This window comes from Sphingobacterium sp. IITKGP-BTPF85 (assembly GCF_001006065.1).
Classification (GTDB): Bacteria; Bacteroidota; Bacteroidia; order Sphingobacteriales; family Sphingobacteriaceae; genus Sphingobacterium; species Sphingobacterium anhuiense.
On record NZ_ASZT02000009.1, the window covers coordinates 39,100 to 53,768 of the forward strand.

At 35.2% G+C, this 14,669-nt stretch carries 18 protein-coding genes and 1 pseudogene; 5 read left to right on the forward strand and 14 right to left on the reverse strand.

Annotated features, from left to right (window positions below):
• Nucleotides 1-16: 16 nt before the first annotated feature.
• Nucleotides 17-430, reverse strand: coding sequence for a 6-pyruvoyl trahydropterin synthase family protein (locus L950_RS03230; protein WP_031287841.1), 414 nt, complete (start codon nucleotides 428-430; stop codon nucleotides 17-19).
• Between the two features lie 105 nt (nucleotides 431-535).
• On the opposite strand from L950_RS03230, the gene mqnB reads away from it, so the two are divergent.
• From mqnB to L950_RS03250, 4 genes are all read left to right on the forward strand, one after another.
• Nucleotides 536-1,165, forward strand: a complete 630-nt coding sequence (mqnB, locus tag L950_RS03235; protein ID WP_021189277.1) for a futalosine hydrolase — start codon at nucleotides 536-538, stop codon at nucleotides 1,163-1,165.
• Nucleotides 1,166-1,305: 140 nt separating this feature from the next.
• The gene (locus L950_RS03240; protein WP_021189278.1) at nucleotides 1,306-2,292 is read left to right on the forward strand and encodes a pyruvate dehydrogenase complex E1 component subunit beta; all 987 of its coding nucleotides are present in this window, start codon (nucleotides 1,306-1,308) and stop codon (nucleotides 2,290-2,292) included.
• An 88-nt stretch (nucleotides 2,293-2,380) separates the two neighbouring features.
• Nucleotides 2,381-2,689: a hypothetical protein gene (locus L950_RS03245; protein WP_021189279.1), complete on the forward strand. Its 309-nt coding sequence runs from the start codon at nucleotides 2,381-2,383 to the stop codon at nucleotides 2,687-2,689.
• Entirely contained in the window at nucleotides 2,664-3,122 is a 459-nt protein-coding gene (locus L950_RS03250) for a DUF6263 family protein (protein ID WP_021189280.1), read from the forward strand. Before L950_RS03245 ends, L950_RS03250 begins: the two co-directional genes overlap by 26 nt.
• 59 nt (nucleotides 3,123-3,181) lie before the next feature.
• Here the strand turns inward: L950_RS03250 and gcvH are convergent, their stop codons facing one another.
• On the reverse strand, nucleotides 3,182-3,562 hold the full coding sequence (gcvH, locus tag L950_RS03255) for a glycine cleavage system protein GcvH (RefSeq protein WP_021189281.1): 381 nt from the start codon (nucleotides 3,560-3,562) through the stop codon (nucleotides 3,182-3,184).
• 172 nt (nucleotides 3,563-3,734) lie between these two features.
• On the opposite strand from gcvH, the pseudogene L950_RS03260 reads away from it, so the two are divergent.
• A pseudogene (locus L950_RS03260) lies at nucleotides 3,735-4,864 on the forward strand (anhydro-N-acetylmuramic acid kinase).
• Nucleotides 4,865-4,867: 3 nt separating this feature from the next.
• On the opposite strand, the gene L950_RS03265 reads toward L950_RS03260, so the two are convergent.
• From L950_RS03265 to L950_RS03310, 12 genes are all read right to left on the reverse strand, one after another.
• Entirely contained in the window at nucleotides 4,868-5,539 is a 672-nt protein-coding gene (locus tag L950_RS03265; RefSeq protein ID WP_021189282.1) for a DUF2461 domain-containing protein, read from the reverse strand.
• A 10-nt stretch (nucleotides 5,540-5,549) separates the two neighbouring features.
• On the reverse strand, nucleotides 5,550-6,350 hold the full coding sequence (locus L950_RS03270) for a phosphatidate cytidylyltransferase (RefSeq protein ID WP_021189283.1): 801 nt from the start codon (nucleotides 6,348-6,350) through the stop codon (nucleotides 5,550-5,552).
• Nucleotide 6,351: 1 nt separating this feature from the next.
• Nucleotides 6,352-6,567, reverse strand: coding sequence for a DUF2007 domain-containing protein (locus L950_RS03275; RefSeq protein ID WP_021189284.1), 216 nt, complete (start codon nucleotides 6,565-6,567; stop codon nucleotides 6,352-6,354).
• Nucleotides 6,542-7,282, reverse strand: coding sequence for a CPBP family intramembrane glutamic endopeptidase (locus L950_RS03280; protein WP_021189285.1), 741 nt, complete (start codon nucleotides 7,280-7,282; stop codon nucleotides 6,542-6,544). The genes L950_RS03275 and L950_RS03280 overlap by 26 nt, the downstream gene beginning before the upstream one ends.
• Entirely contained in the window at nucleotides 7,266-7,469 is a 204-nt protein-coding gene (locus L950_RS03285) for a hypothetical protein (protein WP_021189286.1), read from the reverse strand. Before L950_RS03285 ends, L950_RS03280 begins: the two co-directional genes overlap by 17 nt.
• Before the next feature lie 183 nt (nucleotides 7,470-7,652).
• Nucleotides 7,653-9,785, reverse strand: coding sequence for a S41 family peptidase (locus tag L950_RS31765; RefSeq protein ID WP_021189287.1), 2,133 nt, complete (start codon nucleotides 9,783-9,785; stop codon nucleotides 7,653-7,655).
• Between the two features lie 188 nt (nucleotides 9,786-9,973).
• Complete coding sequence (locus L950_RS31770; protein ID WP_021189288.1) at nucleotides 9,974-10,288, reverse strand: hypothetical protein; 315 nt, start codon at nucleotides 10,286-10,288, stop codon at nucleotides 9,974-9,976.
• A gap of 37 nt (nucleotides 10,289-10,325) precedes the next feature.
• The gene (locus tag L950_RS31775; RefSeq protein ID WP_231576815.1) at nucleotides 10,326-10,949 is read right to left on the reverse strand and encodes a hypothetical protein; all 624 of its coding nucleotides are present in this window, start codon (nucleotides 10,947-10,949) and stop codon (nucleotides 10,326-10,328) included.
• A gap of 140 nt (nucleotides 10,950-11,089) precedes the next feature.
• Nucleotides 11,090-11,842 carry a zinc ribbon domain-containing protein gene (locus L950_RS03295; protein WP_021189289.1) on the reverse strand — a complete coding sequence of 251 codons (753 nt, stop codon included), beginning with the start codon at nucleotides 11,840-11,842 and terminating at the stop codon, nucleotides 11,090-11,092.
• Entirely contained in the window at nucleotides 11,842-12,942 is a 1,101-nt protein-coding gene (locus tag L950_RS03300) for a Nif3-like dinuclear metal center hexameric protein (protein ID WP_021189290.1), read from the reverse strand. Before L950_RS03300 ends, L950_RS03295 begins: the two co-directional genes overlap by 1 nt.
• On the reverse strand, nucleotides 12,932-13,432 hold the full coding sequence (locus L950_RS03305; protein WP_021189291.1) for a hypothetical protein: 501 nt from the start codon (nucleotides 13,430-13,432) through the stop codon (nucleotides 12,932-12,934). The genes L950_RS03300 and L950_RS03305 overlap by 11 nt, the downstream gene beginning before the upstream one ends.
• A gap of 454 nt (nucleotides 13,433-13,886) precedes the next feature.
• A complete protein-coding gene (locus L950_RS03310) occupies nucleotides 13,887-14,594 on the reverse strand; it encodes an SAM-dependent methyltransferase (RefSeq protein WP_031287845.1) in 708 nt (235 codons plus the stop codon).
• Between the last annotated feature and the right edge of the window lie 75 nt (nucleotides 14,595-14,669).

Genomic DNA, 14,669 nt, shown 5'->3' on the forward strand with positions numbered 1-14,669 from the left:
AAATTAGTGTATAAGATTAGTCGCCAAAATATTCGACGTAATTATTTTCTGTTTCATGAAGGCGAATGCTGTGCAACTGCACTTTTTGTTCTTCAAATAATGGTTTCAATACCTCAAATATAGCAATTGCTATATTTTCTGTAGAAGCCATCTTATCTTTCATAAAATCAACATCAAGGTTAATATTTTTGTGATCGACTTTATTTACGATATTTTCCAAAATAATGGTTTTCATCAATTTTAAGTCAATCAGAAAACCTGTTGTTGGATTTACGTCACCTTTGACCGTCACAAACAAATCATAATTATGACCATGCCAATTAACATTTGAACAGTTTCCGAAAACATTTTCGTTTTTCTCAATGCTCCAATCTTCGCGGTAAAGCTTATGTGCAGCGCAAAAGCGCTCACGACGAGTGATATATACCATAATACCACAAAGATACGTGTTTGCAACCAAAATATCGCTTTCAACGAAATGATTACCATCACATTTGCGTAAATATTGATTAATATTGTACAAAGGTTATCCCACATGAAAACACTTATAGTAGCAGCAACTCGATTCGAAATTCAACCCTTCCTTGATCGTATTGCTGCATATCCGAATACCGACTATTTAATAACGGAAGTAGGTATGGTACAAACAGCTTATCGGCTTGGAGAACATCTTGCGAATAATCAATATGATCTTATCATTAATATCGGTATTGGAGGCTGCTTTAATCGATCATTACCAATAGGGGCGGTCGTTTCAATCGATCGCGAGATCTTCTCAGAATTAGGAGCAGAAGATGATGAGAGATTCATTCCGATTGATGAACTTGGATTTGGTAGCGCTCATTATGTGGCCACACAAAATAAGACAACTAAGGAACTGGTGCATACATTACCAACAGGGCTAGGTGTAACAGTTAATAAGGTGCATGGAAATGAATTAGAAATTTCGAAATTACTGATACAAATACCCAATGCTCTGATTGAATCCATGGAAGGAGGGTCTGTTTTTTTAGTTGCATCTGAAGCAAAAATTCAAACCATACAGATCCGTGGAATATCTAATTATGTAGAGAAGCGAAATCGTGCCACGTGGAACGTACCGCTCGCTATCCACAATAGCAATGTGGTTCTTTTCGAAATTTTGTCTAAAATATATAAAGTTTAATTTTTGAATTTTATTACTGTTTTCGCCATCCTGTTATTAAAAAATGACATAAAAGCAGATATTTAGCGATGAATAACCTTCAAAATATCAATAATAAATAGTAGATTTGTAATCTAAAATTTGACACTATTTTACAACTGATGAGAGAGATACAATTCAGAGAAGCACTTCGTGAAGCGATGAACGAGGAAATGCGTAAAGACGAAACAATATTTTTATTAGGAGAAGAAGTTGCAGAATACAATGGTGCTTATAAAGTGAGCCAAGGTATGCTGGATGAATTCGGAGCTAAACGCGTGATAGATACACCTATTGCAGAATTAGGTTTTGCAGGTATAGCAGTCGGTGCTGCGATGAACGGTTTAAAACCAATCGTTGAATTCATGACTTTCAACTTTTCTTTAGTTGCGATTGACCAAATTATCAATGCTGCTGCAAAGATTCGTTCCATGAGTGGAGGTCAATTCTCTATTCCAATAGTATTCCGTGGTCCAACTGGTAATGCAGGGCAATTGGGAGCACAGCACTCTCAAAATTTTGAGAACTGGTATGCAAATACTCCAGGATTAAAAGTTGTTGTTCCTTCAAATCCTTATGATGCGAAAGGTTTATTAAAATCTGCTATGATTGATCCAGATCCAGTTATTTTTATGGAATCTGAGGTTATGTATGGTGATAAAGGTCACGTGCCTGAAGAAGAATATTACTTACCAATAGGTAAAGCAAATGTTGTTAAAGAAGGTACTGATGTAACCATCGTATCTTTCGGTAAAATGGTTCCACGTGTTGTATTACCTGCTGTTGAAGAATTGACAAAAGAAGGTATCAATGTGGAAGTTATTGACTTACGTTCTGTTCGTCCAATAGATTACCCAACTATTATCGAGTCTGTTAAGAAAACAAACCGTTTGGTAATCGTGGAAGAAGCTTGGCCATTAGCGTCTATTTCATCTGAAATAACATATTCTGTACAACGTAATGCATTTGATTATTTAGATGCTCCAATCGTTCGTATTACAGCAGCAGATGTTCCTCTTCCATATGCAGCTACATTAATTGAAGCAGCTCTTCCAAGTGTTGCTAAAGTTGTAAAAGCTGTAAAAGAAGTTGCTTACATCAAAAAATAAAAGCATCTAATTGCTTAAATCAAAAAAGACCTTTGGTAATACCAAAGGTCTTTTTTAATTTAGGGGATATTTTACTAACTAATCTTAAATGATCAAGACCCTATCGCTCGCTTTTTTGTCGTTCTTTATTATTACGACATTAATTGCTCAAGACAAAGTTTTATTAAAGCTGAAACCAGACCTTAATAATCCCTTTTCACAAAAAATGCACATGACTATAGATGTCAATGCTGGTGCTCAAAGTACGATGATCGATGCAACCATGTTGTGCGAGACAACAAACACCAATGCTACAGACAGTACATTGACCTATGCAACGAAATATACAGAAATGATCATGGCGATGGATGCAGGAATGATGACCGTCAACTATGACTCCAAAATCCGGAAGCAATGAACTTTCCAAACAGATCCATGAAAAAGTTAAAACTTTGCTGGAGACCCCTATCGTGGCTGTGATGAGTTTAAATGGAAAAATAAAAGATGTCGAAGATTTACCTGATGATAATGATCTGTTTGATGCCAATATGCTCAAAGAAGCAGCGTTTGAATACCCAAATAGAGAATTAAAAGTTGGAGAACAATGGAAAGCAACAGCAAATAATAAATCTCTAGGCCCAATAGAACAAACATACACCCTAAAAAGTATCTCAGCAGAGGGTATATCGATTACTTCGGAAGGAAGTATAACGGCAGAAGGTCAAACTGTCGGATCAATCACTGGCCAATACCTATTAAACCCTAAAACTCATTATTTAAAAGCGCTTACGCTCGAAACAAAAGTAAAAAATGAAGAGGTTGAAGTCACCAGCAAAATAGAAATCCTATAAACCACAAAAGAGCTGTCAATGACAGCTCTTTTGTGGTTTTATTGAACGTAAATATTAAATTACGCGTTAATTTCTTCTTTATATTGATCAGCAGTTAATAAAGCATCAACGTCAGCTACATCATTTAATTTGATACGAATAATCCAACCCTCTCCATAAGGATCTGAGTTTACTAATTCTGGTGATGCATCGATTGCCTCGTTAACAGCTAACACTGTTGCTGTAACAGGAATGAATAAATCAGAAACCGTTTTTACTGCTTCGATTGTTCCAAAGATTTCGTTTGCAGCCACTTCTTCACCAATTGTGTTGATGTCTACAAATACGATATCACCTAACTCACGTTGTGCGAAATCAGTAATACCAATAACGGCCTCATCACCTTCAACACGAATCCATTCGTGATCTTTAGTGTATTTTAATTCTGCTGGAAAATTCATTTTACTTTTTTTTAATCTTCTATTTAATTACGCCATGAAGTTACAAAATATATTTATATCACAAAAATCTTGTGTACTCTATCATATTTTGTTCCTACTTTTAAGATATGAACTCAATGATTGAAAAGCTTTACAAAATCGCAAAAAAGATAGTCGTTTCATAATAGGACTTATGTCAGGGACTTCATTGGATGGTCTTGATATTGCACTTTGTAGAATAAGTAATAGTGGTAAGTCTACACAAATTAGCGTGGATAATTTTATTACAATGGACTATCAGGATGAGTTTAGAAAATACGTAAGAGGTGTTTTTGCAAAGCGTACAATTGATCAACAGCTGCTCTGCGGACTTCATGCTTACGTCGGAAATGTACATGCAGCACTGATTAATCAGGCTCTTGAAAAATGGGGGATTCCACATTCAGAAATTGATTGTATTGCTAGCCATGGGCAGACAGTATACCACGCTCCACAAAGCCTTACAGATGATCAATTAATGCCTAATAGCACTCTTCAAATCGGGGATGGCGATCATATTGCTGTAAAAACTGGTATTATTACACTATCAGATTTTAGACAAAAACACATCGCTGCAGGTGGTGAAGGTGCACCTCTGGCGGCCTACGGCGATTACTTACTGTTTTCGGATAGGAAAGAAAATCGATTTTATTGAATATCGGTGGCATTGCTAATTATACATTTATACCTAGCCAAGAAAGTGATTTGAAAGCTTTTGCAACAGATATTGGCCCCGGAAACACCATCATGAATCAGTTTGCAAAAGAAAAGTTTGATATAGAGATGGATAAGGATGCAAACATCGCTACACAAGGAACTATCAATGAGGGACTTTTAAATGAGCTTTTAAAAGAACCATTTCTACAAGATGAATTCCCTAAAACAACTGGTCCGGAGCTCTTTAATTTGGATTATCTAAAAAAATGTCAGATAGCATCCAATAATCTTCATATGATTCCTGAAGATATCATGGCCACTTTAAATCAATTTACTGCAACATGCATCATTGACGCAATCCATAAGCTGTCAAAAACATTAAGTAATGTACATATCTATATCAGTGGGGGAGGTTTACACAATCCGCTATTGGTCGCTAAAATCAAAGTAGGATTGCCTCATCATAAAGTCTCCTCGTTTGGAATACTAGGCATTGATCCCGACGCTAAAGAAGCTGTGTTATTTGCCCTACTGGCTAATGAAACATTAGTTGGCGACCGAAAGAATGTAAGTCAAATAAAAGATTCTCCTGCAGTCTGTATGGGTAAAATTAGCTTACCTCAATAACAACTAATCATTATCAATAGCTTCGTGTAGATACTGCTTCAAAGGAAGCATTGTTTTATATAAGGCAATGATATTATTCAAAGCATTTTTATCAGTCAGAGCACTATTGGATAAGCTTTTGTGTGCAACAAAGCTCTTTAATTTTAAAAATTCAATTGAAGGATGTGTTGCCTCATAGCCAGCAGGGGGGCGTTTTAGTTTGTCTTCTTCTTCTAAAGTAAGACCACTTTTTTTCTGTAAATCTGCTATAATTGCATTAAATTTCTCTTCGTTATAATCTATTTCCTGACGAATAGCATCTAAATGCTTTTTTTCTGGTCTCCAGTAACCACAGGCAATAAACGAATTATCTGGAGAGATGTGGATATAATATTCTGGTCCGTCCAATTTACGGCCATCTTTGGAAATACCTGCACCGAACCAATTTTTATAGGGTGTTTTGTCTTTTGAAAAACGCGTATCACGATAGATACGAAACAAACATTTATTGGCCTGAATATCGGTCGTAATATGAGGATCAAATTGAGACAGGCTATTAATCAAATCAGCCACAAACAAACGAACATCAGCTAAAGCCGCTTCATAGCGTTCTTTCTCTTCTGCAAACCATTCGCGGGTATTGTTATCCTGTAAATCTCTTAAAAATTTAAACGTATTTTGATTAATATGTCCCATAAATATGATCTTAATTTACTAAAAACAAAAATAAATATACCAAAGGTCCAGCGATTAATAAACCGTCGAATCGATCTAATAAACCTCCGTGTCCAGGTAATATATGTCCAGAATCTTTCACATTTAAGCTTCTTTTAAGCATCGATTCTACCAAATCACCCAATGTACCAAATACAGCAATTATCATTGCTACAATAATCCATTGCCACTGCGGTATTGTTTCAAAATAATGTGCTAAACATAAAGATACAAGAACTGCCAATACAATACCACCAATAAAACCTTCCCAGGTTTTCTTTGGAGAAATTCGCTCAAAAAGTTTATGTTTTCCCAAGGATCTCCCAGCTAAATAAGCCCCTGTATCACTCGTCCAAAGCAAAATCATAAAACCCAAAGGTAAAAAATGATTAAATGAGCCACCTATATAGCTTAATCTTGTAAAACAATAAAAAGGAAATCCAACATACAGAATACCTAAAATGGTAAAGCCGATATCATTAAAGGGGAAATCACGCTTTTGATAAAGAGCTTGTATATAGATCGCTAAAAGAAAAGGGATGCATAACAAAATATACTTCGCCTCAAAAATGCCTAAACTATATAACGCTGTTGTACTAAATAAAACAACTGTAGTCAATATACCTAAAGCTTTACTTGGTCTACGATCTTCTGAGCTTACAATACCATAAAACTCATACAGACACCAGGCGCTTAATAAAGAAAAAAATCCAAGGAAAACTGCGTCGCCCAGAAGCATAGCCCCAACCATGACGATGATAAAGAAAAATCCTGTAATAGCTCTAGTTTTCATACTAATCTTCGCTTTCTGTCGTAGATTCGATTAAAACTAATGCCTGTTGCTCATCTTGTTGATTCACATAAAGCTCAATCTTACCAAATACAAGGTATGATGAGTCCTGCTTATTTAATACAATAGCAGGTATCCCGCTTTCTTCTAACATTTGTTTAACGATCTCAGCTTCTATTGCATTAGTATACACTTTAATCTTCTTCCAGCCTTGCTCCATATGGGATTTTTTTAGTTGAACGATAATATAATACTACAAAAATAACAGTAAATATTAAGCTTGCAAGGTAAACCCAAATTGGTTCTTGTTCAAAGTTATTCATTTCTTCGAAAGGTATCCCTTTTCTTGTATAATAAAACGCTGTAATGGTGGCACTTGCATTATTAATAAAATGACCAAAAATAGGCAAATATATGTTTCTACTCCAGACATAAAGATATCCAAAAAAAGCACCAAGAAGCATTCTAGGAATAAATCCAAAGAACTGCATATGAAATGCACTAAAGATTATTGCTACTAACCAAATGACCACATGCTTATTCCATATCCAACGTCCAAAAATGTTTTGTAAACAACCCCTAAAGACCATTTCTTCACCTACGGCCGGCACCACTGCTAAAATGATCAGATTGATCAATAAACCGCCCCAAGTTGACTCCTCTACAATTTGTTTAGTCATTATAGCGGCACTATCTTCACTAGCACGCATCCACTGCTGTACACCTTGAAGACTATCGGGCAATTGCATAGATTCATTCCAATACGCAAGCAATGACATCATAGGAATGAAACATAGCATGGCCGCAAAGACAAAAAGATATTGTAATGATGAAACCTTATTTATTCTTTCAAAATAGGGATGAATGCCTGATTCGCTACGATATAAGATCCAAGCTGGTAAAATAAATGTTGTAACACTACTGATCAGCAACATCCTTTGAGTGCCACTGTATTTTCTTGAAAAAAGATAAACTGAACGGACTCTCGGGAGACAAAATCTTCATAACCAATAGTGATAATCCCATCAATACCAATTGAATACTTACACCCAAAACGATCATGTAAAGCAATAATCTAAATAAAGATTTTCCGGGATTTATCTTTGTCACTAATTCTTCCATGTAGTACTTTTAATTTATTCTATAAATATATTACAATTAAAATTTATTACCTCAAAATCTTCTAAAAGATCTACTTTAAGCTATCATGCTACATCTAGAACAACGTCTATCTGGATATAGAAACCTGTAAACAAAAAAAATCCCGTTTCATTTAAAATGAAACGGGATTTCCATGTTTTTCAATTAATTAACCCGAATTGGATCAGCCGGTTTTTTCATGTTCTTGTAGGGATAATTTTTCATTTCTTCCAACAAGATCTGAACCGTTTTTTCCAATTGTGGATCACGACCTTCTATCAAATCCTTAGGTGTTTGTTCAACGAAAATATCTGGAGCAACACCTTCATTTTCGATGATATAATTGCCTTTCAAATCGTATACACCAAAGTTTGGTGAAGTGATTCTTCCTCCATCCAATAAAGGAGGATAACCGCTGATACCAACTAAAATACCCATAGTGGTACGGCCCACCAATTTTCCTAATCCTTTGTGGCGGAACATATAAGGCATCATATCTCCTCCGGAACCCGCATTTTCATTAATAATCATTGCTTTTGGCCCATAAATTCCATTACCTGGCGTATTGAATCCCTTTCCGTCCCGTATTCCCCATCCAGCGATTAAATCACGGGATAATAAATCGATAACGTAATCGGCAACCCAACCGCCACCATTATTACGTTCATCAATTAATACCGCTTTTTTATCCATCTGCGAGAAATAATAGCGATTGAAAGCAGTGTATCCTTCTCCACCGGTATTAGGCATATAAATATACGCGATCTGACCCTTGCTTAATTCTTCCACACGTTTTCTGTTGCGCTCCATCCACTCGGTGCTTCTTAAACTCATCTCATCAGAAAATGAGATTGGCTTCACCACATATTCTTTAGCTCCAACTAAACTCGGTTTTGTATTGACTTTAATGCTTACCTGTTTGCCTACAGTATTATCAAATAAACTGTACAAGTCCATATCGGCAGTAACTGCTGTACCATTTACTGCTACTAAATACATTCCCGATTTGATATTTAATCCCGGTTCAGACAAAGGCGCTTTAAATGATGGATTCCAATCTAAGCGTGTAAAAATTTTATCAAGCTTATAAAAACCTTTATCAATAGAATAATCAGCTCCTAAAACACCCACACTAACCGAAGGACCACTAGGTTGATCCCCTGGATAAATATAATTATGTCCAACAACCATTTCGCCCATCATTTCGTTCAATAAATAACCTAAATCAGAACGGTGACTTACATAAGGCAAGAACTTCTCATATTTCGTTTTTACAGCATTCCAATCTGCTCCATGCATATTTTCAACGTAGAAATAATCTTTCTGCATTGCCCATACTTCATCGAATATTTGTTTCCACTCAGCAACAGGATCAACTAATTGTTTGATATTATCCAATTTCAATACACCAGTTGTAGGACTTGCCACTTTTTGACCTGCTGTTACAATATTAATACCTGTACTGGTCTGAATAATCATTTTCTTACCGTCGGCACTGATAGCATATGAGCGGATACCTGCGACAAGATCTTTTTCTTTGAAATCTGTAAAATCATAAGCATAGAGTGTCCCATTCTTGACATATGTCAATTGATTGACGACAGATCCATTGATACCATAAATACCATCACCTAATGGAAGCGCAACAATTCGATTATTGATATTATCAAAATCTATTTCTGTAGGCTGTACCGCAGGTTTTGAAGCTTCTTTGTTTGGTTCTTCTTTCTTCTCGTCTTTTTTCTTTTTATTAGCCTTTGCTGTTTCTTTAGGCTTTTCCGACTCCTCTTTCTCTTCTTTTATCGTTTCTTCATCACTTTCATTTTTGAAAATAGATGGTGTTTTACTGGATAAAATGAATGCATATGCTTCATAATTAGCACGACGTTCCGTTGCTGACATATGCAGTCCCGAATTTGTTAGTCCTACATTTGTACTTGCTGTGAAAAAAAGATACTTACCATCTCGACTAAATGAAGTCGATCGAACCGCACTCATACCATCGGTAATCTGTGTGCTTTTTTTACTGTCAAGATTATATAAAAATACTGCCGAAACGGAATTTGGAAGTGTTTTAATGTAAGAAATCCACTTCGAATCAGGTGACCAACTTGGTTGGAAATGATTAAAAACACGTCCCGTCTGAGCACTTTCACTATCCGAATCTACCTTGACTATCTTTTTACTATCGATATCAATGTAAAATAAATTCAAGTGAGAATCGTTATAAAACAATTTCTTAGAATCAGGAGACCAGGTAGGTTCAAAATAAAAATTAGATTCACCTAAAGTATACATTAGAGGTTCATCTTTTCCAAATTGATCGCGTAATTGAAGTACATATTTCCCTTTTTCACTCGAAATATAGGAAACCCATTTCCCGTTCGGAGACCAGCTTGGAAAGCGGTCATGTGCGCCTGGAGAATTTGAAATATTGCGCGCTTCGCCTTTTTCTTTAGGTACAGAGAATATTTCTCCTCTCGCTTCTATAAGAGCACGTTGCCGGTAGGGGAAATGTTCAAAGTGCGAATATCATCACGCATATTATCATAATGTGGTCTTTTATACAACGCATCATTACTCACATTAATTTTTAATGCTGTAGAAGACTTTGAATTGATATTGTAAATGTGTACTCTTCCTTCTTGTTCAAAGGTCAATTCCGATCCGTTGCCCGTTAATGTTCTGACATCATAGTCAGTAAAATTGGTAATTTTATCGATTTTTTTTGATTTGACATCGTACGAGAAAATATTGACAATTTTATCTCTGTCTGAAAGGAAGTAAACCTTATTATCCAACCATACCGCTTAACGTCATTGCAGCGCTCTCCAGGGATTATTTCGATTTGATTACTCTTTGTGTCGAAAATCCAAATGGATGGCATACCACCGCCTCTATAGCGCTTAAAAGCAACACGGTCACGTTCCGTAGGATCTGTATTTTTATATAAGCCCAATAGCGTCCATCTTTAGAGGGGCTACCCTGATAAGCCTCTGGCATAGGAAGCGATTTGTCCAATGTCAATCCAGTAACAGATGAAGAATATAAACGTGGACTTAATGCATAATTGTATTCGCGGGTTGTGGTATAATATACTTCATTATTATTTAGCCAGCCTCGCAGCACATCAGATGCGGGATGAAAAGTAATACGTTTAGGTTCACCACCTTCAATCGGCATGACATAAACGTCTGTATTACCATCATAATTACCCGTAAAAGCAATCTGTTTTCCATCCGGTGAGAAGATGGGGTTTTGTTCAACACCAGGATTTGTCGTTAATCTTCTTGGATTTGCTCCAGATTTATCCGAGATCCAAATATCACCTCCATATACGAAAGCAATATTTTCGGCACTAATACTAGGACTTCTCAATAACAAAGTTTCTTGTGCTTCTACTGAAAAAGCACCCGATAAAGCCATTACTAATCCTAAAAATCGAAGTTTAGGTTTTAACATATATTTAAAGATAAAATAGGGTTTTTATTGTGCTGTAAAAATAACCAATAATTTATCAATAAATTATGTATATCAATTAAGTTGCAATAAAAAACCCCAATTAAAAAATTGGGGCTTAAATATCAATATAAGGCTGTTTTTTAGAAACCGTAGTCTTGTTCTATTTCTAAAACAACACCTTCGTCTACTAAAACACGTCCACAGTGTTCACAGATAATAATTTTCTTACGTTGACGAATCTCAGATTGTAGTTGTGCAGGAATTTTATTATGACATCCTGAACAGCTATCACGGTCAATTGAAACAACTGCTAGACCATTCTTGAATGAATTACGTAAACGGTAATAAACTTTATTTAAGCGTTCATCAATGTTAGCTTCCGCTTTTTCGGCTTTAGCCAACAAATCATCTTCATCTTTTTGAGTTTCAGAAGTAATTGTTTCCAATTCTTTCTTTTTACCTTCTAACTCACCTTTACTATACTCTAAATTAGATACTGTCGTATCGTAGTTTTCTGTTTTATTGCGAATTTCGAATTCAAATTCTTTAATTCTTTTTTCACAAACTTGGATTTCTAATCCTTGAATTTCAATTTCTTTCGAAATAGCATCATATTCACGATTATTTTTTACTTCGTTCAGTTGACTTTCATATTTTTTGATAGCCAATTGAGCGTCTTTAATCATGTTCTTACGCTTAACGATCGAATCTTCTAACTCATCTAAGTCTGTTCTGATCTTTTCGATACGTGTTTCTAAGCCCGCAATTTCATCTTCAAGATCTGCAACCTCGATAGGTAATTCTCCTCTAATTTGGCGAATTTTATCTACTTTAGTATGTATGGCCTGTAATAACCATAATGCTTTCAATTTTTGTTCTACGGTTTGTTCCATCAACAATAGTGTTTTATAGGATTTGTATCTACTTCTGTTATTAGGACTGCAAAGTTAGGAAATTTTTCTGTAATTATATCGAACAATAATTCTTGCGTAAATTGTTCGCTTTCATAATGACCGATATCTGCAATCACAATTTGATTTTCTGCATCAAAAAATTCATGATATTTATAATCGGCTGTAACAAAAAAATCCGCTCCAGACCGCTTTGCGGTATTTAATAAAAATCCACCGGCACCACCACATACGGCAACCCTTGACACAGGTTTACCTTGTAGAGCAGTATGTCTAATAACCTGCAGGTTTAAATTATTTTTTAAATAGGCTAAAAAATCCTGTTCAGACATAGGACTTTCTAAATTTCCAATAACTCCAGCTCCGACTTCTTGATTTTTATTTTCCAGTTTAAGCGTATCGTAAGCAACTTCTTCATAAGGATGTGATTCATACATAGCCAAAAGAACTTTACGTTCAATAGCTTTTGTATAAACAACTTCAATTCTGGTCTCTTCCACTCTTTCTTGTAGCCCAATTTCCCCAATAGTTGGTTGTGCTTCGCCATGAGGTCTAAATGTACCATAACCGGCAGTATTAAAACTGCATTGATCGTATTTGGTCCCAACTTTACCTGCGCCAGCATCAAATAGAGCTTCTCTAACCAATTCGACATGGCTTCGTGGGACATAGACCACAAGTTTATACAAAAGATTAGATTTAGGTTCTAAAATAGCCTGATTTTGAAGATTTAACAGGGAGGCTATCTTTGAATTAACACCACCTGTTATATTATCCAGATTCGTATGAATAGCATACAGCGCAATATCATGTTGAATTGCTTTTATAACAGTACGCTCCACGTAATTGTTTCCATTAAATTTCTTCAGACCTTTAAAAACAATGGGATGATGAGAAACAATTAAATTACATCCTTTAGCAATTGCATCATCAACTACCTCTTCAGTACAATCTAAAGAAATCAATATTTTTGAAAGTTCTTGATCCGGATCTCCCACGATTAAACCGCAATTGTCATACGACTCCTGTAGATCTAATGGTGCTATCCTTTCCAGATAAGCAGTAATTTCCTTAATCTTCATGTTTATTCTCTAATTCTTCTTGATCCCTAAAAGTATTATGTTGCTCTAATATACGCTTATAATTTTTGATATCAACCCAATAATTAATCATGGTTACAAAATGAAAAATAATAGCAACAACAGATATAAATGGGGGTAATGGAATATTTGTCGCCAAATATATCCAGCCATATAGTGAACCTTTCTTAAATGTCGGAGATTCATCTACAGCGATTTTACGATCAAAAAATTCATTAATTAACGAATCCCGTAAACGTCTTGCTACTTCAAAATTCCAATAAATATTAAATAAAGGAATAGCGATACCAAATACCTGATTAGGTTTTATACATTGATTTTCTTCTGACACCAATAATAATGTCTTTCTCATCGTATTGGCTAAAAACAGCCAAATAACAATACGAATAATATAAATTGCAATTACTGTATAGATAAACTCCGGCTTTGAAATTTCCTTCAATAACTGTTCTTGTAATTCTACTTGATCCATCTGTGCTAATTCTCGTTATGCAGTAAAGATACCAATTCTTTTAAATTCTTTATTCGTCGATTTTGATCAATTACCCTTAAAATGATATTTATATTAAAAGCTTTAACCTATTCCCAAATAGTGAAAGAGTGGGGGATTTATTAGATTATTATCCGACTGTATTCCTGCAACTTAGCAAGTTTTATGAAAAATAAAGTTCATATAAAAAATATATCTAATTAATAATCAGACGTGTATTTCAAAAGCATAGTATGCCGTATACAACTGAGATAATGATTGCAATCTACATGGAATCATTTAATACAACGCGTTTCAAAAACTATTCGTTATCAACAGATAAAATAACAGAGTAAATAAGTACTTACTCACCACATTTCACCCCATTTAAAACACCTCAGTGAGGTTTTTAATTTCAGTATGCGAACTTACCACACTAGGGTAGGGGAGACCATTACTAGTAAAGCAAAAATATAGCAGGTCTTTTATGAAAATCATCGGATCTCTTTTTCCATTGATCAATAGTCAATGTTTTAATAAATTCAGCATCATCTGTGAGATCACATGCAACACAAAGTTTAGTTTGTCCTTTACATGTTTTTAATAATTCGGCCAGTAATTGATTATTTCTGAAAGGAGTTTCTATAAAAATTTGTGTCTGATCTTCCTTTGATGCCTGTAGTTCCAATTCTTTTATACGTCTTGAACGATCTGTTTTATCAATAGGTAGATATCCTTGGAAAGCAAATTTTTGTCCACTAAAACCCGAAGCCATTAATGCTAATAAAATAGAACTAGGCCCAACTAATGGCACAATCTTAATTCCTTGACGATGTGCTTCAGCCACAATATCAGCACCGGGGTCAGCAACACCTGGGCAACCAGCTTCGGACATGAGACCGACATTTTTACCTGCTAATAAGCCCTTGAAAAAATCTTTAATGTTTCCTTTATCTCTTGCATGCTTACCATAATCATAAATGATCAAATCCTTTTGAGGAATCTTAAGACCAGCTTGTTTAAGAAACTTACGTGCTGTCTTCTCATTCTCTACAATATATTCATCCAAGCTATTTATTGTCTCCACTAAATAGGAAGTGAAAGATTTTGCTGATGCTTCCTCGCTAAGAGGAACCGGAATCAAAAATAGTGTACCTTTTTGCATATTTACAAACCTACTAAATTGTCTTTCATAACAGATGCATTTTTCAATATAATGTAAAACCTTATCATTTTTTTG